Origin of the sequence: Congregibacter sp. (genome assembly GCF_047617445.1) — a bacterium.
GTDB lineage: Bacteria > Pseudomonadota > Gammaproteobacteria > Pseudomonadales > Halieaceae > Congregibacter.
In genome coordinates this window covers 1-21993 of the sequence record NZ_JBLGBE010000056.1, presented here as the reverse complement: position 1 = coordinate 21993, position 21993 = coordinate 1, and the positions used below count along the sequence as shown (strand labels likewise).

24 protein-coding genes are annotated in these 21993 nt (G+C 54.4%); 11 read left to right on the top strand and 13 right to left on the bottom strand.

From position 1 onward, the window contains the following. The 7 genes from ACI9KD_RS12470 to ttcA all read right to left on the bottom strand — a co-directional run. The coding region (locus ACI9KD_RS12470) for a heme lyase CcmF/NrfE family subunit (RefSeq protein WP_414981501.1) at positions 1 to 1339 on the bottom strand (1339 nt) is incomplete at its 3' end. Next, complete coding sequence (gene ccmE / locus ACI9KD_RS12465; RefSeq protein WP_414981500.1) at positions 1336 to 1779, bottom strand: cytochrome c maturation protein CcmE; 444 nt, start codon at positions 1777 to 1779, stop codon at positions 1336 to 1338. The genes ccmE and ACI9KD_RS12470, both read right to left, overlap by 4 nt. A gap of 4 nt (positions 1780 to 1783) precedes the next feature. Further along, positions 1784 to 1987 (bottom strand): heme exporter protein CcmD, encoded by a 204-nt coding sequence (gene ccmD / locus ACI9KD_RS12460; RefSeq protein ID WP_414981499.1) that lies wholly within the window; start codon positions 1985 to 1987, stop codon positions 1784 to 1786. After that, positions 1987 to 2727, bottom strand: a complete 741-nt coding sequence (locus ACI9KD_RS12455; RefSeq protein ID WP_414981498.1) for a heme ABC transporter permease — start codon at positions 2725 to 2727, stop codon at positions 1987 to 1989. Before ACI9KD_RS12455 ends, ccmD begins: the two co-directional genes overlap by 1 nt. 77 nt (positions 2728 to 2804) lie before the next feature. Next, positions 2805 to 3482, bottom strand: coding sequence for a heme exporter protein CcmB (ccmB, locus tag ACI9KD_RS12450; RefSeq protein ID WP_414981497.1), 678 nt, complete (start codon positions 3480 to 3482; stop codon positions 2805 to 2807). After that, complete coding sequence (gene ccmA, locus ACI9KD_RS12445; RefSeq protein ID WP_414981496.1) at positions 3479 to 4084, bottom strand: cytochrome c biogenesis heme-transporting ATPase CcmA; 606 nt, start codon at positions 4082 to 4084, stop codon at positions 3479 to 3481. The genes ccmB and ccmA overlap by 4 nt, the downstream gene beginning before the upstream one ends. Positions 4085 to 4087: 3 nt before the next feature. Then, positions 4088 to 4933 carry a tRNA 2-thiocytidine(32) synthetase TtcA gene (gene ttcA, locus ACI9KD_RS12440; protein WP_414981495.1) on the bottom strand — a complete coding sequence of 282 codons (846 nt, stop codon included), beginning with the start codon at positions 4931 to 4933 and terminating at the stop codon, positions 4088 to 4090. 156 nt (positions 4934 to 5089) lie between these two features. On the opposite strand from ttcA, the gene ACI9KD_RS12435 reads away from it, so the two are divergent. The 3 genes from ACI9KD_RS12435 to ACI9KD_RS12425 are packed head-to-tail and all read left to right on the top strand — an operon-like array spanning position 5090 to position 6713. Then, a complete protein-coding gene (locus tag ACI9KD_RS12435; protein WP_414981494.1) occupies positions 5090 to 6070 on the top strand; it encodes a malate dehydrogenase in 981 nt (326 codons plus the stop codon). A gap of 19 nt (positions 6071 to 6089) precedes the next feature. After that, on the top strand, positions 6090 to 6320 hold the full coding sequence (locus ACI9KD_RS12430) for a TetR/AcrR family transcriptional regulator (protein WP_414981493.1): 231 nt from the start codon (positions 6090 to 6092) through the stop codon (positions 6318 to 6320). Positions 6321 to 6368: 48 nt separating this feature from the next. Continuing rightward, positions 6369 to 6713, top strand: coding sequence for a TetR-like C-terminal domain-containing protein (locus ACI9KD_RS12425; protein ID WP_414981502.1), 345 nt, complete (start codon positions 6369 to 6371; stop codon positions 6711 to 6713). A 14-nt stretch (positions 6714 to 6727) separates the two neighbouring features. Here the strand turns inward: ACI9KD_RS12425 and ACI9KD_RS12420 are convergent, their stop codons facing one another. Beyond that, positions 6728 to 9196: an ABC transporter permease gene (locus tag ACI9KD_RS12420; protein ID WP_414981492.1), complete on the bottom strand. Its 2469-nt coding sequence runs from the start codon at positions 9194 to 9196 to the stop codon at positions 6728 to 6730. Between the two features lies 1 nt (position 9197). Then, positions 9198 to 9869 carry an ABC transporter ATP-binding protein gene (locus tag ACI9KD_RS12415; protein WP_414981491.1) on the bottom strand — a complete coding sequence of 224 codons (672 nt, stop codon included), beginning with the start codon at positions 9867 to 9869 and terminating at the stop codon, positions 9198 to 9200. A gap of 13 nt (positions 9870 to 9882) precedes the next feature. Between ACI9KD_RS12415 and ACI9KD_RS12410 the strand changes: the two genes are divergently transcribed. Both ACI9KD_RS12410 and ACI9KD_RS12405 read left to right on the top strand, forming a co-directional pair. Beyond that, positions 9883 to 10533: an arylesterase gene (locus ACI9KD_RS12410; RefSeq protein WP_414981490.1), complete on the top strand. Its 651-nt coding sequence runs from the start codon at positions 9883 to 9885 to the stop codon at positions 10531 to 10533. Further along, positions 10530 to 11375, top strand: coding sequence for an ion transporter (locus ACI9KD_RS12405; RefSeq protein WP_414981489.1), 846 nt, complete (start codon positions 10530 to 10532; stop codon positions 11373 to 11375). The genes ACI9KD_RS12410 and ACI9KD_RS12405 overlap by 4 nt, the downstream gene beginning before the upstream one ends. Before the next feature lie 36 nt (positions 11376 to 11411). Here the strand turns inward: ACI9KD_RS12405 and ACI9KD_RS12400 are convergent, their stop codons facing one another. Next, positions 11412 to 12314: a hydrogen peroxide-inducible genes activator gene (locus tag ACI9KD_RS12400; protein ID WP_414981488.1), complete on the bottom strand. Its 903-nt coding sequence runs from the start codon at positions 12312 to 12314 to the stop codon at positions 11412 to 11414. Between the two features lie 101 nt (positions 12315 to 12415). On the opposite strand from ACI9KD_RS12400, the gene ACI9KD_RS12395 reads away from it, so the two are divergent. The 3 genes from ACI9KD_RS12395 to ACI9KD_RS12385 all read left to right on the top strand — a co-directional run bounded on the left by ACI9KD_RS12395 (position 12416) and on the right by ACI9KD_RS12385 (position 14855). Beyond that, positions 12416 to 13237, top strand: a complete 822-nt coding sequence (locus ACI9KD_RS12395; RefSeq protein WP_414981487.1) for an HAD family hydrolase — start codon at positions 12416 to 12418, stop codon at positions 13235 to 13237. An 80-nt stretch (positions 13238 to 13317) separates the two neighbouring features. Further along, positions 13318 to 13887, top strand: a complete 570-nt coding sequence (locus ACI9KD_RS12390) for an NnrU family protein (protein ID WP_414981486.1) — start codon at positions 13318 to 13320, stop codon at positions 13885 to 13887. 92 nt (positions 13888 to 13979) lie between these two features. Further along, positions 13980 to 14855, top strand: a complete 876-nt coding sequence (locus tag ACI9KD_RS12385) for a lysophospholipid acyltransferase family protein (RefSeq protein WP_414981485.1) — start codon at positions 13980 to 13982, stop codon at positions 14853 to 14855. 47 nt (positions 14856 to 14902) lie between these two features. Here ACI9KD_RS12385 and ACI9KD_RS12380 read toward each other — a convergent pair whose 3' ends face one another. Beyond that, positions 14903 to 16216, bottom strand: a complete 1314-nt coding sequence (locus ACI9KD_RS12380) for an MATE family efflux transporter (RefSeq protein WP_414981484.1) — start codon at positions 16214 to 16216, stop codon at positions 14903 to 14905. Positions 16217 to 16350: 134 nt separating this feature from the next. Next, positions 16351 to 16890 (bottom strand): peroxiredoxin, encoded by a 540-nt coding sequence (locus tag ACI9KD_RS12375; protein ID WP_414981483.1) that lies wholly within the window; start codon positions 16888 to 16890, stop codon positions 16351 to 16353. A gap of 345 nt (positions 16891 to 17235) precedes the next feature. On the opposite strand from ACI9KD_RS12375, the gene ACI9KD_RS12370 reads away from it, so the two are divergent. The 3 genes from ACI9KD_RS12370 (at position 17236) to ACI9KD_RS12360 (ending at position 20603) form a co-directional block, all read left to right on the top strand. After that, a complete protein-coding gene (locus ACI9KD_RS12370) occupies positions 17236 to 17643 on the top strand; it encodes a hypothetical protein (protein WP_414981482.1) in 408 nt (135 codons plus the stop codon). Positions 17644 to 17796: 153 nt separating this feature from the next. Further along, a complete protein-coding gene (locus ACI9KD_RS12365; RefSeq protein WP_414981481.1) occupies positions 17797 to 18657 on the top strand; it encodes a WYL domain-containing protein in 861 nt (286 codons plus the stop codon). Positions 18658 to 18992: 335 nt separating this feature from the next. Continuing rightward, a complete protein-coding gene (locus ACI9KD_RS12360; protein WP_414981480.1) occupies positions 18993 to 20603 on the top strand; it encodes an FMN-binding glutamate synthase family protein in 1611 nt (536 codons plus the stop codon). Between the two features lie 86 nt (positions 20604 to 20689). On the opposite strand, the gene ACI9KD_RS12355 is transcribed toward ACI9KD_RS12360, so the two are convergent. After that, positions 20690 to 21993 (bottom strand): M20/M25/M40 family metallo-hydrolase (locus ACI9KD_RS12355; protein WP_414981479.1); only part of this gene is annotated, 1304 nt, incomplete at its 5' end.

Here is a 21993-nt window from a genome sequence, read left to right as displayed (position 1 = left end):
CCTGATCGCTTAAAAACGGAAAACTCACGCCGCAGGCAAGCACCACTAGCGCCGGCACCAGCATGCGGCTGCGCCAGCGATACACGCTGTCGTCCCGCCACTTTGATATGGGACCGATCCCCATAAACGGCACCAGGCACGCCATAAGAGGCACAAACACAGCATTAAAATACGGCGCTCCCACGGAGTACTTGCCCTGCCCCAAGGCATCCATGAGAAGTGGAAACAAAGTGCCAAACAATACGGTTAGGGTGGCGACCAAGAAGACCACGTTGTTGACTAGTAGCAGTGACTCTCGGGATACGCTTCCAAAGCCTATTCGGCTGCGTACAGAAGGCGCTCGCACGGCGTACAAGGTCAGCGAACCACCCACCACCATCGCCAGAAACACCAGGACAAACAGACCGCGCTCTGGGTCTGCCGCAAAAGCATGTACCGAAGTCAGCACTCCGGAGCGCACCAAAAACGTACCGAGCAAACTTAAAGAAAAAGTAAAGATTGCCAGTAATACGGTCCAGCTTTTAAAGAGACCGCGCTTCTCCGTCGCTGCCAGCGAATGAATCAGCGCGGTGCCTGCAAGCCAAGGCATAAATGAGGCGTTTTCTACCGGATCCCAGAACCACCAACCGCCCCAACCTAGCTCGTAGTAAGCCCACCAGCTACCGAGCATGATCCCTAAGGTCAAAAACGCCCAGGCAACGTTCGTCCAGGGCCGCGACCATCGCGCCCAGGCTGCATCGAGTCGTCCGCCCATGAGCGCTGCCACAGCAAATGAGAATGCCACACTGAACCCGACATAACCCATGTACAGCAGGGGTGGATGAATAATCAGACCCGGGTCCTGCAGGAGCGGATTGAGATCATTGCCATCCGCGGGCACTCCCGGGAGTAGGCGTTCAAAAGGGTTAGACGTGAACAGGGAAAAGGACATAAAACCCACACCAATGAAGCCCATCACTGACAACACCCGGGCGAGCATGACGGTGGGTAATCCACGACTAAATGTCGCTACGGCAGCGAGCCAGAAAGACAAAATGAGCACCCACAGCAAAAGCGAGCCTTCATGATTGCCCCAAACCGCAGAGAACTTATAGATCGGCGGCAACAAACTATTACTATTGGAGGCAACAACTTTCACAGAAAAGTCGTCCTGTAAAAAGGCTATCGCCAAACAAACAAAGCTAATAAAGCAGAACACTGTGACTGCAGAAGCAAGCGTTGGTGCGAGTCTCATCGCCGCGTAGTTCCCGCGCCAGCTACCCCACAAAGGCACCACCGTAAGAGCCACTGCCATGACCAAGGCAATCACAAGTGCAAAGTGACCAAGCTCCGGGATCATTGCTTGACTCCCGCTATAGCGCTATTTCTCAAAGCTTCAGCAACTTCTGGCGGCATGTAGTTTTCGTCATGCTTGGCAAGCACTTCATCTGCACGTAGCACACCGTCAGCACTCAAACGCCCAGACGCAACAATGCCTTGGCCCTCGGCAAAGAGATCAGGAAGGATGCCCGCGTATACAATTTCAACGGTAGCTTGATAGTCCGTAACGGCAAAGCGCGTCTCCAGGGAGGTGTCAGACCGCTGCACACTACCCTCTACGACCATGCCCCCGATACGAATAGGTGTAGCCAGCGGGGCTTTTCCTGCTGCCACATCGACCGGCGGGTAAAACAGATTGATGTTTCCCCGCAGCGCGTAGGCTGCAAGACCGATTGCCGCTGAGGAAAACAGCACAATACTGAGGACCACCCAAAGGCGTTGCTTACGGATAGGATGCATTAGTTCAGGACGACTCCACGCTAGAACGAGACTCAGCTTGGCGATTCCGACGGTGTTCTCCGCGGAGCTCGCGCAACAATCGTCGTTTGCGAACAATAGGTAAAAGAATCAGCAATGCGATCACGACCAAGGTCAGCGCGTAGGCAGACCAAACATAGGGACCGTGGCCATCCATGGCGAGTGCCGCAGCAAAGCTATCAAAATACATCAGGACCCTTCCCCCACCAATCGTTGAACCCAATTGGTTTTGCGCTCACGACGCAAGATCTCGACGCGCATATTGGCAAGCAGGGCACAGGTAAACAGCAAATAAAAAGATACGATGCAAAGTATCAGGGGGTACAGCATGCTCGCATCGATAGTGCTGTCACCGCTGAACTTTATCGAAGCGGGCTGATGCAAGCTGTACCACCAGTCTACGGACTTATAGATTATCGGGATATTGACCGTGCCAACCAACGCTAAAATAGCGCAGGCACGGGCCGCAACCGCCTTATTATCGTAAGCCTCGTAAAGTGCCATCACACCTAAATACAAAAACAGTAGAATCAGCATTGAGGTCATGCGCGCATCCCACGCCCACCAGGTGCCCCACGTTGGCTTCCCCCAAATGGACCCTGTTACCAACGCTATAAAGGTCAGCACAGCGCCTACAGGGGCCGCAGCAAGCATCGCAACATCGGCCATCTTCATTTTCCAGATCAAGCTGACCGCAGCTGCGATTGCCATCACGTAGTAACCGGCCAGCGCCACCACCGCCGCCGGCACATGGATGTAAATAATGCGATAGCTGTTGCCCTGCCGAAAATCCGGAGAGGTATACAGCAGTCCCCAAACAACACCGGCACCCAAAGCGATCAGCGCGATAGGAAGCAACCAGCGCAAGATTGTGCCGGCAATACCGTACAGCCAGGGCGGGGAACCCAACTTATGAAAGAACGTCCACATCGGCGAATTATACTCCGAGCGAAGAGTGGGAACAAAGCAATCGCTGGCCGCCAAAACTTCCATGCATCATTGTGGGATCAGGCATCAGCCGAGATTCTCAGCGCGGCCGCGATTGCGACGGGCCCTAAGGCGAGGGCCAAGGAAAACATGGCGCCCAGCAAGGCCAGATACGGCGCAAAAGCCAGACCATCCACGGCGGCACGCACGGCCCCTGCTCCAAAAATGAGCACCGGCACGTAAAAAGGTGTAATGAGTAACGCGATCAACATGCCGCCTCGCCTCAAGCCGACGGTCAACGCTGCGCCAATGGCGCCCAACACGCTCATTACGCCAGAGCCCAGGGCTAAAGACGCCATGAGCACAGCAATCCCCTGCTGGGGTAATCCCAACATCAGCGCAAACAGGGGCGACAACAATGCCAGCACCAGACCGCTCAGCAACCACTGAACTAACAGGTAGGGCATCACCAGGAAATAAAGAGGCTGCTCGGCGATGAGTAACTGATCAAGAGATCCATCATCATAGTCACTTTGAAATAGAGCCTCCGCACCCAGCATGTTTGCCAGCAATGCAACAATCCACAAAATACCCCCGGCAAACATCGACAGGGTGTCTGGCGCTGGACCAAGCCCCAGGGGAAACAAAACGATAACAATGGCGAAGAAGAGCGCGGGATTGATCAACTGCACCGGCCGACGCAGGGCAAGTGTTATCTGACGCCGCAGCAAAGCCCGGTATATCGCGCCCGAACTCAAGAGCGCTCTCCGGGCAATATGTCCAACAACTGAGCGTTCACCGCGGGATCCAGAGCCTGATGGGAACTTAGCAGTACCGCTCCGCCCTGTGCAGCATGCTCTACAAAGCGTTGCTCTAAGCGCATAACGCCCTGGGGATCAATCGCCGTAAACGGCTCATCCAATAACCAAACTGGCTTTTGAGTCAAATAAAGCCGCGCCAGATTAACGCGACGCTGTTGACCCGCGGACAGCTGCGCCGCGGGCACATCTTCGAAGCCATAAAGCCCAACGTTGGCCAACGCCGCCTCTATCGCTTGGTCGTCGCGAAAACTTTCACAAGAGGGATGCCAGTGGAGATTCTCCCGAGGACTCAGCAGGCCCTTTACTGCGCCCTGGTGGCCCAAGAACAAACTGTTGCTGTGCCGGCGAACGACGCCATCGAATCCGTAGCGAGACAACCCCGCCAACATACGCAGCAATGTTGTCTTTCCGGCACCGTTCTCGCCTCGCAAATGCACGATATCTCCGGCAAAGAGACTGAAAGAAAAACCCGAGAACAGCTGCCTGCCTCCGCGTTCAACCTCTAGATCAACCGCTTCGAGCATAGGAGAGCCGCTCATGCGCTACACATTAACGGCATTGATGCGTGAGAAGTCGGTTGCTGCAATAGGCTCGGCCGCGTTCAAACTAAAAAAGTCGAAGAGGTCTCGATCCGCCAACTGCGAGGGTGAAACGTTGCCTATAGCCTTAAAAATCGTTTGGGTACGCCCAGGATATTGCTTATCCCAATCCACGAGCATTTGCTTGATGGCCTGGCGCTGCAGATTATCCTGGGAACCGCACAAGTTGCAGGGAATGATGGGGAACTCCATCTCTTGCGCGTAACGCTCCAGGTCAACTTCTTTACAGTAGGCCATGGGGCGAATGACGACATTCTTACCGTCGTCGGACAAAAGCTTGGGCGGCATCGCCTTGAGGCTCCCGCCAAAAAACATATTCAGGAACAACGTTTCGACAATGTCGTCCCGGTGATGGCCCAGCGCAATACGCGTCGCACCAATCTCTTCGGCAAAGCCATAAAGCGTTCCGCGCCTAAGGCGAGAGCACAGGCCACAGGTCGTCTTACCCTCAGGAATAACCGACTTAACGACGCTATAAGTATCTTTCTCAAGGATGTGGTACTCGACATTCTGCTGATCAAGATAAGCGGGGAGAGTCTCAGGCGGATAGCCTGGTTGCTTCTGGTCCAGGTGAACCACTATAAGTTCAAACTGCACGGGCGCACTGCGCTGAAGGGACTGGAGGATATCCAACATAGCGTAGGAATCCTTGCCTCCCGACAGGCAAACCATAATCCGCTCACCATCGCGAATCATCTCGAAATCCACGATGGCCTGGCCAACCTGACGTCGAAGACGCTTATGAAGCTTGTTGAACTCGGTTTTTGAGCGCCGAGGGTCGCGATTCATCGCCTTTTAAACCCTATTTTGGAGTCGCGCGCATGGTACTCGTCCGGCGCTGGGCAGGTCCAGCGCCGCTTGAGCATAGAACTTGTTTTTTTGGGGCGTAATGCCGACAATGCGCGGCATATTTTGACACACAAGTCCTGACATCAGAGGTCTCCTATGAAAGCACCCGTTCGCGTTACAGTCACCGGCGCCGCTGGCCAAATTGGCTACGCACTCCTTTTCCGTATCGCGTCTGGCGCCATGCTCGGCGACGATCAACCGGTCATTTTGCACCTACTGGATATCACTCCGGCCATGGATGCGTTGGAAGGTGTCCGCATGGAGCTGGATGATTGTGCGTTCCCACTGCTGGCCGGCATCGTCTGCACAGATGATCCAAACGTGGGCTTTAAAGATACTGATTACGCTTTGCTAGTAGGCGCTCGTCCTCGTGGGCCTGGCATGGAACGCAAAGACTTACTCGAAGCCAATGCTGCGATATTTTCGGTACAGGGCAAGGCGATCAACGACAACGCTAGCCGCGACATACGTGTACTGGTAGTAGGCAACCCTGCAAACACCAATGCGCTTATCACGCAGCGCAACGCGCCGGATATCGACCCTCGGAACTTCACGGCGATGATGCGACTTGATCACAATCGCGCCAAAACTCAAATCGCTCAGAAACTCGCGGCGCCGGTTACCGCCGTGAGCAATATGATCGTATGGGGGAATCACTCAGCCACTCAATACCCAGACCTTCATCACACAACTGTGAGCGGCAAGGTCGCTGTCGACGAGGTGGAGCAGCAGTGGTACGAAGACGACTTCATACCGACAGTACAACAGCGCGGCGCGGCGATCATCAAAGCTCGAGGAGCCTCTTCAGCAGCCTCAGCAGCGAACGCGGCTATTGATCATATGCGCGATTGGGCACTGGGCACCGAAGACGGCGACTGGGTATCGATGGGTGTTTACTCAGACGGCTCTTACGGAATTGCCGAAGGACTGATTTACTCCTTCCCCTGCCGCTGCAGCGGCGGCAACTGGAGCATCGTTACGGGTTTAGAGATTAATGACTTTAGTCGCGGCCGTATGCAAGCCACGGAACAGGAACTCACAGAAGAGCGCGACGCTGTCGCAGATCTGCTGCCCTGACACTCAAGCGTAACTACCCATGAATCACGCTGCCGGTCAGCGGGCGTATCACCACGGGAATCTGCGTGCGAAGCTGCTCGAACAAGCTATCGAGCAGCTTCGTCATACGCCCGCCGAGCAGCTGAGTCTTAGAGCTGTCGCGCGCGCATTGGGCGTATCGCAGACTGCCCCCTATCGTCACTTTAGTGGCAAGGAAGCTTTGCTTGCGGCCATTGCCACGCGTGGTTATCGCGAATTACTTGAGCTATGAGCTGCTGCCAGGGATGCTGGCGGTGATAGTGCAGCGCAACAACTTAGACTGGTAGCACGCGCCTACGTGGACTTTGCCGGGCGACAGGAGCAACTGTTCAAACTCATGTTTGGGCCCCTAGTACAGCCCAGTGATGATTACCCGGAGCTTAGAGGTGTGAGTCGAGAGACACTTTTGCTTGTGCAGGAGATACTCCAACACGGGATGCATAGCGGTGAATTTGAAGAGCAGGATGTCATCTACCTGGCTAATGCATCTTGGGCAGGTATTCATGGAGTCGCGACCTTACGCGTTGATACTCCTGGTCTGTATAACAAGCATATTGACCTGCTTCGCCAAATCGATGTTGCAGTGAATGCGTTTATCAACGGCATTCGACGCCGCGAAGACTGAGCAGGCCTCAGCACTCAAGCATCTCTTAACACCTCCGCAGGCGCTACGGACACCACGCGCCGACAATTCCATAGCCCCAATCCACCAATAAGTGCAGCCGCAGCAAGCAATGTCGGCAGCCATAAACTTGGGGTTGGCGTGTACGGCAGCTCCAAAACGAACCTTTGCAATGCCCAGAATGCCGCTTCCGCGGCGACGATTGCCAGCAGGCCCGCCATCACACCCAGCGTCAAAAACTCAATCGCCACAGCACCAAGAATATGCGTCCTTCCCGCTCCCAGTGCTCGTAACAACGCGCTTTCTCTCAAACGTGAGTCCGCAGTGGCCTGAACCCCCGCAATAAGAACGAGCACCCCAGCCAACAAGACGAGACCAAGCACTAACTCGATGGCCGATGACACCTGTGAGAGCGTACTGCGCAACTGGGCCATGATCGCGTCAATTTCAAGGACGGTCGCCGTCGGATGCGCCCGCAACAAATCATTCAGCAGGGATTTCTGCTCCGGCGGGAGATAAAAGCTTGTCATGTAAGTGACTGGGTAGCCGTCCAGCAGCCCCGGAGGAAACACCATGAAGAAGTTAGGCTTGAATGACTGCCAATCGAGACTACGCAAACTCGTCACCGTGACCACAAACTCCGCAGCGCCGATGCGAACTTGCAACTGATCCCCCAGACTCATCCCATAGCGCTCGGCGAATTCCACCTCTACAGATACCGCGGCAATCTCACCAGACTGCCACCAACTGCCAGAGACCAGTTCATTGCCATCCGGCACCTCGGCCGACCAGGTGAAATTCACTTCCCGCTGGGTCGGCGCGTCTTCATCCTCTGATTCAATAGGCAGCGCTTCGTCACCAACACCCATCAAGCGACCTCGCAGCATGGGATAGAGCTTCTCCCGACGCACCTGCTGATCATCAAGCAAAGTACTCACAGAACCCAATTCATCGGGCGCGAGATTGAGCAAAAAGTGATTAGGAGCGCCATCAGGAAGCTGCTGTTGCCACCCCTCCAGGAGCGAGGTTCGCAGTAAGCCTAAGAGCAACAGCAACATAATAGCCACGGCAAACACCACGAGCTGCAATGCGTTACCCAGGCCATGCCGCTGCAGACTTGCCAGCGCCAGACGCCAGACACTTCCTGCCTGCATTCCCAATACACGCCCACCGCGGAGTAAAAAGAGCGCCGCCAAGCCGCCAAGAACAGTTACGGCCAAAAGCCCAGCAAGTACTATCAGTGTCAATTGCAGATCAGCGCTGTACCACCACATCAGCAGCACCATCGCTAGCAGACCCAAAAAATAGTCTCTAGGCTCACGATTATCGTGCAACGGCATATCACTGCGCAGAACTCGTAGCGGGCTGATCTCTGTAAGCCTTCCCAGCGATGGCCAAGCAAAGACACTGACACACACCAGCGCGGTAACAGCACCAATAAAGTACGGCCGCGGTTGAATCAAAGACGGCATTACCGTGAGCTGATCAGCGAAAGACTGCAGAGCCAGCAACTGAAGAACCCAGGCCAGACACCATCCCAGTATCAAGGAAATCAGCCAGGTGATGGCTAATGTTGCAGCGTAGAGCCGCTTTATGCGCGATGATTCCGCGCCCAGACTCTTGAGAAGTGCCACGTAATTTTGATGACGTTCGGCGTAACGCCGTGACGCAAGACCCACGGCCACGCTGGCGAGAATAACTGCCAGGCTACCTGCCAGAAGCAGAAATCGTTCAGCGCGACTGAGTGCCCGCCCCACTGCGGGCTGCGAGGTTTCAACACTTTGCAAGCTCTGCCCTGGCTCTACTGTCTCTTCAAGCCAGGCCGCGAACTCTTCAGCTGCCTCGGGATCCCCAGCGTAGAGCTGCCGATAACTTACCCGGCTTCCTGGCTGTACAACCTGTGTTGCCGGGATGTCGCTCGCATTGAGCATGACCCGAGGGCCAACCCCAAGAAATCCTCCCGCACGATCCGGCTCGCCGCGAATCGCCGCGGCGACCTGAAAATCCGCCTCGCCAATGCCTACGGTGTCACCGATATTGATATCCAAAAGTGCAAACAGGCGGGGCTCTATCCAAACAAACCCTTTGGGAGGTGCTCCCCGGTGCTCTCTAAGCTCACCGTAGGGGGTATCACTCAATCGCAAAGCGCCTCTCAGAGGGTAGCCCTCGCTCACGCCTTTTACCGAGGTGAGTACCATCCCATCGTCACCCGCATAGAGCATGGAGGTGAAACTGAGTGTTTCCGCTGACTCCAGACCCCGCTCAGCAGCCTCTGAAAGCCAGCCCCCGGGGAGCGGCCGAGCGTCACGCACCACCAAGTCCGCCGCTAGAAAACTGTGGCTCTCCTGCCGCAGTGCTGACTTAAGCGCGGCGGCAAAGCCGCTGATGCCCGATATCATCGTTACTGCTAACACCAGGGCACCCAGAAGAACGCCGAGCTCCCCCCCGCGCCAGTCGCGAACCAGCATGCGCAACAAGAGTGTCATATCACGCAGCTTCTACTTCGCAAAGCTCACCACTGTCCATCTGCAGCTGCCGGGCACAACGTTTAGCAAGCTGTAGATCATGGGTGACTAATACCAGGGTCGTGCCCTCCTCTCGGTTGAGGCCAAACAGTAGATCAGTAATTCGTTCCCCCGTAGCGCGGTCGAGGTTACCCGTGGGTTCATCGGCGAAGAGTATTCTGGGAGAGCCTGCAAACGCCCGAGCAATCGCCACACGTTGTTGCTCACCACCCGAAAGCTGCCGCGGATAGTGATCTCGACGGTCGGCCAGCCCCACGCGCTCAAGGTAGTCCGCAGCGCGTTCGCTGGCGCTGCGATCACCCTTTAACTCTAACGGCAACATGACGTTTTCCAGCGCGGTGAGTGCCGGAAGCAACTGAAAGGACTGAAACACAAAACCCACATCGCGCCCTCGCAAGGCTGCGCGACCATCCTCACTCAGATCCTGCAGGTCCGTACCATCAATTCGAACACGGCCATCGGTCGCCGTATCCAAACCCGCCAGCAGCCCCAGAAGGGTTGATTTACCCGAACCCGAGGCGCCAATGATGGCCACGCTTTCCCCCGACTTGATTTCGAGGTTAATCCCTTTCAATATCGCAAGCTCTCCCTCTGCCATGGGTACCCGCTTGCCGAGATTTTCTGCAGTAATCATTTGTGCTCCTGTGATGCACGCCTTACGCGTATGGCTGCTACTTGGATTGGTCTGGCTGCCCATAAGCTTGCCCGCCTCTGCAACGGACTCGCCTGAGATTGCGCCGCGTGTACTAGTGCTGGGCGATAGTATCAGTGCCGCATATGGAATGTCCCTCGAGCAGGGATGGGCTGCCCTTCTGGAGCGACGACTGCGTGAGCGCTGGCCAGCAAGTAGCGTCGTAAACGCCAGCATCAGTGGGGACACCTCCGCCGGGGGTCTGAGACGCCTTCCAGATCTACTCGCCGAGCATTCACCAGACCTGCTGGTCATCGAGCTAGGCGGAAACGATGGTCTAAGGGGTTACCCGACGAACAAACTCGAGGAAAATCTCACAGATATGGCTGAGTTAGCCATCAAAGCCGGTGCAGAGGTGCTGATCTTGCCCATGGAAATTCCGCCGAATTACGGTCCGAGATACACACGTTCGTTTAGAGAAAGCTTTGAGAATGCGGCCGAAACAACGGGTGCGACACTGGGCCCTTTTCTACTGGACGGCATCGCAACGTACCCCAATCTCATGCAAAAAGACGGCATTCATCCCACTGTCGAGGCCCAGCCATTGATCAACAACATCTTGCTTCCGGTCATCGAATCTCTGTTGGCGCAGCATAGACTCTCATGACTCAGCGACAGCAATCACCACTTCAGGCACATCTGTATAAGATTATTTTTGGCACGGACACACCGTCGGGTAAGTGGTTCGACCTGATATTGATCTTCGCCATTCTCATTAGCGTGGGAGTGATCATTGGCGATTCCATGGCCAACATTCATCGCGATTACGGCGCATTGCTGCAGCGGCTTGAGTGGGGCTTCACACTGCTATTCACACTGGAATACATGCTGCGAATCTGGATCGCACGGAATCGCCGAGCCTACATATTCAGCCTCTACGGGCTTATAGACTTACTGGCGATTCTTCCCAGCTATCTCGCCATAATGATTCCACAAACAGCGCCGCTGCTGATCATCCGCTTGCTACGCGTCTTGCGAGTATTCAGAGTTTTACGCCTAGTGGGATATCTCAATGACGCCAATCAGATCGCCGGCGTCTTGCGCAGTTCCTGGCGGCAAATCTTTGTGTTCTTCTCAATTGTTATCACGATAATCGTGGTGTTCGGCTGTCTGATCTACGTGCTTGAAGGCCCTAACAATGGCTTTGAGAATATTCCCGTCAGTGTTTACTGGGCCATCGTCACCGTAACGACAGTGGGCTATGGCGACGTTGTACCCGTTACCGCTGCCGGACGTGCCATTTCAGCGCTCGCGATGCTCGTGGGCTACGCGATCATCGCTGTGCCAACCGGCATATTCACCGCTAACATCATTGAAAAGCGGCAGACAAAACGTACGCCACTTAATTGCCCTCAGTGCTCCCGGGCGGGTCACGAAGAAGACGCCCGATACTGTCGCCACTGCGGCAGCTACCTACGCACAGATAGTGATGAAGAAACCACAACGTAAGTTGGCGCAAAAAACATCCAGAACAAACGCTTGGAGTCAGCGGCAGTGGCGGTCAATAATGTAATCACCCAGTAGTCGAAACTCTGTTTGCCGGGGTGTTTTTTTACGCCACATAAGACCGATGCCCCGCTTCACCGATGCATCAGCAAACGGCGTGACCACCACATCCTGTGTCGCCAGCGCGCCAGCTGTGACCGCCATACCCGGGACGAGCGTGACGCCGACCCCACTTGCCACCATCTGAACAACCGTGGTCAGACTCGTTGCCTGATAAGGTACTTTGTATTCACTACCCCGGAGCTTACAGGCCTCAAGAGCGTGATCTCTCAAGCAGTGCCCATCTTCAAGCAACAGCAACTCCTGTCCCTGTAAGCTACTCGTATCCAGATTAGTCTGCGCTGCCAAGGGGTGATCCAGTGGCGAGGCAAGAAAAAACGGGTCGTCAAATAAGTGCATGCTCTCTACCCCCTCCGCCGCCACCGGCAGAGCAAGTAAGAGTAGGTCAAGCTCTCCGCGATGCAGGAATTCAATCAGGGGCCCGGTCAAATCCTCGCGAATAAAAGGAGTGAAGACCGGGTAATCATTACGTAGTGACTTGAGCAAACCTGGAAGCAAAAATGGCGCGATAGTTGGAATGACACCGAGGCGCAGACGCCCACTGAGAGGCTCGGCAGAAGCCTGACAGAGGGCGACCAAATCCTCGACATCCAAAAGCAAGCCCCGGGCTCGCTCCACGACCGCCTCTCCCAGGCCCGTCAGCACCAAACTGCGATTATTGCGCTCAAGCAAAGACGCGCCCAACACCTCTTCCAGCTCCAGAATGCCGGCGCTGAGGGTAGACTGCGACACGTGGCAGGCTCTCGCGGCTCGTCCGAAGTGCCCGTGCTCCACTACCGCACAGAGGTAGCGCAGCTGTTTGATCGTTGGATGTCTACTCATGGCTTAAGTATTCCATACAGAGCAGAAAAGATAACAGACTTCTGTGCAAATGCATCGCTGAGCGGCAGTTTCAGCGATGCAATGGCGTTATAATCACGGTCATGGATCTCATCGTTTTTGACCTCGACGGCACGCTACTCAATAAGTCGTCCAAAATTTCCGCCTACACCCGGGAAACCCTTCGTCGCCTTACCGAGAGGGGGATTGCCTATACGGTAGCTACCGGTCGGGCACTCCATGGCGCCATAGACATTTTGGATGGACATGGCTTTTTACTGCCACAGATCTACAAGAACGGAGTAATGATCTGGAATCCAGAACTGAGTCGCTACAGTACGAGTCATGTCTTAACGCTGGATGAAATTTCTCATGTCGCTGATGCGTTTACAGAGAAAGACGTAACGCCGTTTTTCTTTACTCTGGAGCCTGACAATAGACATGCCGTCTACCACCCGCCGCTTCGTCAAAAAGCCGAGTACAAACTCGTAAAGAGCTTTCAGCGGGAACGCAATTTACCGGTGCTGCCTATAGCCGATTTGCCTGCCGATGCAGATATAACCAACATCAGTGCCATAGGCCCAGACACCGCCATTAACGCGGTAGCCGATATGATTCGCGATGAGGAACAATTAGTCGCCTATATGGGGACTGCCATCGAGGATCGTAAACTCAACTGGATCGACATTCACCATCAATCGGGCAGTAAAGGTGGTGCCGTCGAAAGTCTTAAGCAAGAACTCGGTTTTAGTCGCGTCATTTGCTTTGGCGATAGCGACAACGATCTGAGCATGTTCGAGACGGCGGACGAGGCTTACGCACCAGAAAATGCTAAAGACAGCATCAAAGCGGCGGCTACCGCCGTTATTGGTCATCATGACGCCGATGGTATTGCACGCTTCCTCCGCGAACGCTTTGACCTGTAAACGCTTCAATTAATCGTCTAGACGCTATTTGAGTCTACAATGCATGTAGGATTCTGCTTTCGATAGACGAGGATTTGGCTATGGGCTTACTGCTCGCTGGCGTTCTGCTGTTCACTGGAACACATCTTTTTCTGAGCCTGGCGCCTAAGCAGGTCAACGCTGCAAAACAGGGTATCGGAGAAGGCGGCGTAAAAGGTCTTGTTAGCGTACTCAGTGTCGCCGGCTTGGCACTATTAGTCTTGGGTTGGCGGTCCAGCGAAACCACCTGGTTGTACACCGTGCCTCCAAGCGTCCGTACCTTCGCGATAGGTCTGATTGTCCTCGCGCTCTACCTGTTCGTCGTATCCAATCGATCATCCGTCATCAAACGCTTAGTACGTCACCCGCAGTTGAGCGGTGTTCTGCTTTGGGCAACGGCCCATCTTCTGCTGAATGGCGACTCCCGCTCAATTGTACTTTTTGGAGGAATGGCTTGCTGGGCCCTACTCGAAATTTTGCTCATCAATCGCCGGGAAGGTGTCTGGAAAAAACCTGTACCGCCCGGACTCGCAACAGAATTGCTTACCATCGTAGCTGCACTAATCTTCGTCACTTTTGTAGCCTGGGCTCACCCATGGTTGGCAGGCGTCCCCGCGATCGCGGGGCTCTAACACCCTACAATCGTAATTGTTGATGGCTTATCGCGCCTTGGAGCAGGATATACTGATCGCTTCAAGCTACTTTTTTCTTCAGGGTTCCAGTCATGGCCGTCAAAACGCCACTATCACGAGACAGTAACCCACTGTCCGATGAACAAGCACTGCGCGAGCACATCAGTCGTGCTCTAGCTACCGAGCCACCCCAGGGTTTGGAAGAAAAACTGATCTATCGGTTTTCCAAGTTCTGGTTTCGACCAGCGCTTTACAATACTGAGCGTTTACCCGATCGCCCGTGCATGTTTATTGGCAACCATGCGCTTTTTGGTCTGGATGGCTTTGTCATACTACCGGTGCTGCTTGAAGAATATGGTCGCTTCCTGCGTCCCATGGGTGACAAATTTTTGTTCTCTCAGCCTCGCGTTGCAAAAACACTCTTGCGCCGAGGAGCCACTATGGGCCACCCGGACGTAGCACGGGCACTCATGGCCCATGACCAGGACATACTGGTGTTTCCCGGAGGCGCCCACGAAGCGGTAAAACCCAGTCGCGAGCGCTATCAGCTACAGTGGAAGGAACGCCTTGGCTTTATCCGCCTGGCCGCAGAATTTGGCTACACCATCGTGCCCTTCGGGCTGGTGGGACCTGACGAGTTTTACGAGTACATCTTGGACAGCGAACAAATAGTAAAACTGCTAAAGCAATTTGGATTCTGGTCAGACAACATGCGCCCTGATGCCATTCCACCCTTGTTACGCGGAGCGTTTGGAACGCCCATGCCCAGGCCGCAAGCGAGTTACCTGAGCTTTGGGGAACCTCTTGAACTTCCGCCTCCGGGAGCACGAGCACCGAGCGTACAAAAGCTCAAAGCCTGGCGAGCAACCCTTGCAGAGCGTATCGACGCCGAAATTGCGGACATGCTATTGAAGCGAGAACAGTCGCGACACACGCTTGGGATACTGCGCAGGATCGCAAACGTTTAGACACTTAACTGATGCCGCTTAGCGCAGTACGTTGTCATGCCGAATCTTCATTCAACCATCACTCTTGCGAGTCGCTCGGGCTGTCGCCAATGACTACCCAAGACTCTCCACAGATATAACAGCGCGTTGATGATGAGCATGGCGACAAACACGGACCAACTCACCAGGGGCTCAAGTTTCCATACCTGAATCACAAAAACCTGAACAATCAAGGTCAGCACATGGATAGATACCGACGCCAGGAGTAGCCAGCGGGTATCGCCCGCCCCGCGAAGGACGCCGCTGCAGACCAAAATCAGTCCGTCAGCAACAACATAAGTGGCCATGCCAATCATCATGGGTGCGCCTACAGCCAAAATTGGCGAGAAGTCCATTCCCGGCGTCGCAAAAAGACTGAGCAAAGACTCACGAAATATCACGAAAATCAGTCCCATCACGCCAGAGTAGGTTACGGCCATGACAAAGCCCGCGGCAATAACTTCGTTAGTTCGGGACATATCTCCCGCGCCGACGGTGCGCCCAATCATACTCATGAGCGCTATATTCAGCCCCATCAAGGGAATGAAAGACAGCATGTCCCAATTGAAGACAATCGCCATCGCGGCGCCTTCGGAGACACCGTAAGACTGAAAAAGCAGAAGAAACACACTAAAAGTACCCATACTAATGAGCACCTCAAATCCTGATGGCAGTCCAAGCCGCAAGTAGCGTCGCATGATGCCTGGGGCATAGACGAAAGACTTGCGCAAATGAAAACGTCGGGCATGAATAGGATTGAAGTAAAACGCCAGGTAGATGGCTATCGATAATATGCAGGCAATCACGGTTCCTAGCGCTGCGCCAACGATTCCCAGTTCAGGCAGACCGAAACGCCCAAAAATCAAAACATAGCTCAGTGGAATGTTAAGAAAAACCCCAATGAGATCGGCAATCATGACCACCCGAGGACGTGCTATTCCGGAAAAATATGAGGCCAGGACCGTCTTGACTAAAAAGAAGAATCCACCCGTCATAAACGTCAGGAAATAGGGTTTCTCGAGGGCCACCTGCTCTGGGGCATGGCCCATCCACTCAAACATCGACAACATGGGCCAGGCCATCAACAGCAGCAAGGGCATAGCCACAACGGCTAACATGATGCCTTGGGTCACGACGCGGGGGCAGCTGCGCATATCCTTGCGTCCAAAGTATTGCGCCACCAGCGCATTGCCATAAGCGGCGATACCGTTGAAAAAACAAATACACACCCAGAACGACACGCCACCACCTAATGAGGCAGCGACATGCACCGGACTAATACGCGATAAAAAGAACCTATCGGCGAAGGACATCAGGGCGAGCGCGCCCTGAGACACTACCATTGGCAGTGCTAGTAAAAAGAGCCTGTTTAGCGTAGCCCGAGAGAACCACATAGCACCCTGCCGTTTCCTGGGCGCGTCCTCTACTCCTTAAGAGCACTTGCCAGAGCGAAAAAAGAGTCAGACGTGCGTTGGCCTTAGGAGTCGCGTTGCGCAACCCCGAGCTTCTCAAGGTTGGCGATCATGTCTTCAGCAGAAGTGCTGGGCTTTACAGCGGTGTCAATGTGCGAGATCACGCCGCTCACATCAATGTAGAAGGTGTGACGCCGAGCAAAGCCCCTCGTGAACACTCCATAGCTTGTAGCCACTTCGCCATCGGGATCACTCAATAACGGAAAGTCAGCACCCGTTTCATCAGCGAACTCAGCGTTTTTCTCCACCGGATCTGTGCTCGCCATAAAATAGCTCACATCAAACTTGCGGATATGCTCACCGTTTTCCGCAAGACTTTTGCACTCTACAGTGCAGCCAGAGGTAAATGCGCGAGGGAACCATGCCAACACCACCGCTTGCTTCCCGCGGTAATCGGCCAACTGATAGCTCTTGCCGTCCGAACCCTCGAGCCTGAAGTCCGGAGCCATATCGCCTACCTTGAGCTCTGCGTGAGCAAAACCAGCTACCAGGCTCAATGTTGCAATGAACAACACACGAATCAACGCGGTACCAAAATACTGCATAGTGAAGTTACTCCCGAAGACGGTTAATTAAAGTTAATCAATATTATCGCACCCTACTCACTAGGTGTTTAACAGATGTTGTTGATACGCAGTCCCGGACGAGCAGATCACGGTCTGGCGCTCACACCCCCCCCAATTTCATGCTTTTTCGTCGTGCAACGGCCGCTAAGCCGAGGCGATTAAGTCTTTACCTGCGCGTCGCTTGCCGTTAAGTTCACCTCTGCGCACTATAACTGCGCGACCAAACATTGGTCTGACACCGCGTTCTCGCGCCAGACCCTAAGTCACAGGCAATGAAAATCCCGGGTAGACCCACCCAAACTCATACACAAAGAAGGAAACATCATGCGAACAAAAGCGATTATTGGCGTAGTTGCCACATCTGCCCTGCTCCTAACATTGGGCGGCTGCAGTAAAGAAGACATGGACAACGCAAAGAGTGCCTCAGAAGACGCTGTAGATTCCGCCTCAGAAATGGCCGAAGGCGCAGTCGATGCAACAGGCGACGCCATGGACTCCATGGGTGATGCGGCTGAAGGCGCAGTGGATTCTGTCGGTGAAACAGCGGACGGGGCCATGGAATCAGCAGGCGAGATGGCTGATGCAGCCACTGACAAGGCCAACGAAATGATGGACGACGGCAAGGCCGCTGCCGAAGGCATGATGGACGATGCCGAAGCCGATGCCAAAGGCATGATGGATGACGCCGAAGCCGGTGCCGCCGATGAGATGAAGAAGATGGGCGAATCTTAATAGACTCTTTGAGTCTCTAAGCTCTCCCTTACACTCTGAGGTAGCTGTTCTAAACAGTGCCTCGGAGTGTCTTCCCTGAAAAACGCCAGGGAAACACTTTCTTAGATTCATCCTCTGATAGACACCACGTACATACCAGTTCGGGAGTGAAGCATGGACCTGTGGCCATATCGCTGGGACCACCTCCTTAGGTATCGCTATATCGAAATTATCAGTTTGTGGGAGGGGCGCCTGACAACAGGGCATCTCACTCGCTGTTTTGGCATTGGTCGACAACAGGCCAGCAAAGACATCAATTTTTATCTCCGGGAGATTGCCCCCGGCAATATTTCCTATGACAAGTTTCTAAAGGGCTATCGACCGTCGCAAGAGTTCCAACCACGCGTAACACGAGGCACTGCGGACGAATATCTGCACTTGATGACGCGGGATGAACAACTCATGGGAGTTTTTGAAGCACTCCCCTTGGCAACGGCTAATGTAGAGCAGCTAACACCTTTAGGTCGCGATGTTTCGCCCTCGATTCTCCGTCCAATGATACAAGCTGCCCGCGCACAGAAACGCCTGGAAGTTGACTATGTGTCGCTGCAAAATCCGGATCGCGAAGGTCGCATCATAGTGCCGCATACCTTGGTGTTCACGGGGTGTCGATGGCATGTACGTGCTTGGTGCGAAAAAAATCGCAGTTTTCGAGACTTCGTATTAAGCCGTTTCCGAGGAGAGGCCGACATGCTTGACGCCTCCCCGTTCGGCGAAGAGCAAGACAGTGACTGGCAGCAGCGGATTGAACTCGTAATCATACCGGATCCAAGACTGTCTTCTGCACAACAGGAAGTCATCGCTCATGACTACAACATGAGCAATGGAGAACTGCGTCTTGCTACGCGAGCGACGCTGGTCCAGTACCAGTTGCAACTACTGCAACTAGACCCTGCTCAACAACAGGACAATCCACTGGCCCAACAAGTCGTATTGCAAAATCGTGAGGCGCTCTCCCCCTGGCTGTTCGGCTAAAAAGTTCATCGCGGATTTCAGGGGTCGCTCGTCTTGGCAGTGGACTTCGTAGCCGTCGTACGTGGCTCGCCCCCGCTTTACTCGAGCAGCGCAAAGGACCGCCGCCCGCCTTGCCACCGACATTAAAACAACACTTAATGTTCGTCAGTGACTGCCTGCCAGGGCAGCATGTTGACGCTCAGCGCAGGCATTGACCCAGCTGATCCGCGATGAACCAAAAAAATGCGCGAATACCGGGATAGACGATTGATTACTCTCGCTGAAAGTCCGGCAGCGCGGTACGCTTGTTACCCAGATAGCTCAGCTTTTTCAATCCCCTGATCAAGGAGACCTCTGTGTTCCGTGCAGCTTTTTTTACAGTGCATATTCTCCTCGCCTGCATCCCGTTCTTTGCAGGACTTAACAGCCTTTTGCTCTGGTTGTTTTTCCTTCTTGTTCTGGTCAGTTTCTGCATTGGCATCTACGATATGCAGCAGACAAAGCACAGTATTCGTCGCAATTTTCCGCTCATCGGACGCGGACGCTGGCTCCTAGAGTCCCTGAGGCCCTTCGTTCAGCAGTACCTTGTTGAGTCCGATGTCGGAGGCGCGCCGATCAATCGCATGTTTCGCGCGATCGTCTACCAGCGAGCAAAGGGGGATTTAGCCAGCGTGCCTTTTGGTACCAAGCTCGACACCTATCGTGACGGCTATGAGTGGATGGGGCACTCCATTGCGGCGCTCGACATCAGCGCCCTGGATCATAATCCTCGAGTCACCATTGGTGGCGCACACTGCAAACAACCCTACTCAGCCGCCTTGTTCAATATTTCAGCGATGAGCTTTGGCTCATTAAGCAACAATGCCGTCCGCGCTCTCAATAGAGGCGCTGCGTCGGGTAACTTCTATCACAACACCGGTGAAGGTGGCGTTTCGGACTTTCACTGCGAACATGGGGGCGACCTGGTCTGGCAGATCGGTACGGGCTATTTCGGCTGTCGTAATGATAATGGCAGTTTTTCTCCCACAGGATTTGCCGAGACCGCCATACGTTCGAACATCAAGATGATCGAAATAAAATTGTCTCAGGGCGCAAAACCGGGACATGGCGGCATCCTCCCTGCCAGTAAAAACACTGATCTTATCGCTCGTATACGACAGGTACCCGTAGGCACAGAAGTTGTTTCACCCTCCGCGCATAGCGCGTTCTCAAGCCCCAGGGGGCTACTTGACTTCCTACAACAGTTGCGAGATTTGTCCGGTGGAAAGCCTGTCGGCTTCAAGCTATGTGTGGGGCGCGAAAGTGAATTCATCGCAATCTGCAAAGCCATGCTGGAGAGCGGCATCATGCCGGACTTTATTACCGTTGACGGCGGTGAAGGTGGCACTGGCGCAGCGCCGTTGGAGTACAGCAATTCCGTGGGCATGCCTCTGCGTGATGGCCTAGCTTTTGTCGTCGACACGCTAGAGGGGTTTGGGGTCCGCGCGCACATCCGAGTAATCGCATCCGGAAAAATCATCACCGCCTTTCACGCGGCCAAGGCTTTGGCGCTAGGGGCCGACCTATGCAACAGCGCCAGGGGCATGATGCTGGCTCTGGGCTGCGTTCAGTCGCTGGAGTGCAACACCAACCGCTGCCCCACAGGCATCACGACACAAAACCCACGGCTTGTGCGAGGCCTAGACGTCAGCGATAAAGGTCAACGGGTAGCGCGCTACCATAGCGAGACGATGCTTGCGCTTTTAGACCTAACCTCCTCCGCAGGACTGGAGTCACCCAAGCAACTCAATCGCACGCACATTTACCGTCGCGTAGATCAAATGAATGTTCGTCGGTATGACCAACTATTCCCTCTGCCCGTTCAAGGCGCCTACCTTACTGCGACAGCTGCAGATCCTGTTTACGTCCATCTTAACGAAGCGGACAGTGCCCGCTTTTCGGCGCGTATCACGACTGGGTCGGTATGAGGTAAACAGGGATTTTACGGTGGGGGTAGGTATGACGCAGACCCGGGCAATTTACGTAACTGCCCGGGCCTAAGGCCAACGCAAGCTTACTCGGGAGTCGTCAGATCTCGAATAATCACAGACCAGTGGTCCAACGCATCGTAAAACGCCTTGATGGGCACTCGCTCGTTGAGTCCGTGTGCATACATCTCATCAGGGTTCATAAACACGCCCGAAATGCCCCAGGTGGGAATTCCTGCCGATCGGTAGTGCATTCCGTCCGTACCCCCTGACTCCATGTAAGTAATCATATCAAGGCCCGGATGGCGACTATGCACGGACTTGCTCACAGCAGCGAGCACATCAGCACGAATCTCAGAGATAGGACTCTCCGTCGGGTCTCCGAGCAGCACAAACTCTGCCTCTTCGTTACCAACAACTGCGCGCAGCTCAGCTTCGATATCCGCCACGGATACCCCTGGGAAAATTCGGCAGTTGACCGTCGCAGTAGCTGACTGTGGCAGCGCGTTCTCGGCATGTCCCGCCTGCAACATCGTTACCACGCAGGTCGTACGTGTAGACCCGATGTAGGACGGCTGGCTACGCAGTGTTTCCGCAGCGTCTGCATCTTGTGGATCATAGGCAAAGGTCACCATTGCATCGCCCAAGTCACCCCCGATTTTCTCGCCTACCTTTTGAAAATACGACAGCGTCATTTCGCTCCACATCACGGGAAAACGATGCGCCTCTATAGCACTCACAGCGCCAGCAAGGTCGTAAATAGCATTGTCATCCCGCGGACGACTGCTATGTCCACCAGGATTACGCACGGTGATTTCCCAGGTTGCGTACGTTTTCTCCGCCGCCTGGACACGATAGCTGACGGCTACACCGTCAGCAGTAAGACTACCGCCACCAGCATCGGAATTCAGAGCGTACTCCGCTTCCGCCAACTCTGGCATTTCATAGGCCATCATTCGCGTTGTGGTCATGCCACTTTCTTCATCACCAGAAAACGCCAGAATCAGATCGCGGTCCGGAACGAAGCCCTCTTTCTTAAGACGCACCATGGTGCCGGTCAACTGTGCAACACCAAACTTGTTGTCGACAGTGCCCCGGGCATAGAAATTCACGTCATCCTGGGTCAACTCAAAGGGAGGGCGTACCCAGTCTTCCGCAAGCGCTTCAACAACATCCAGATGCCCCAGGAGCAATATGGGCTTTGCCCCTGCGCTACCATCACCCCGATAGGTGGCAATCAGTGTGCCAAAATCCCCTTTTGGCACGATACGAACATCTTCTTTGGCGAAGCCGGCAGCGATCAACTCGTCGGCTAGATACTGGGCCACACGTACGGTATTGCCCTTGGTCTTGGAGGTATCAACCTCCACAATGGTCCTGTAGATATCCA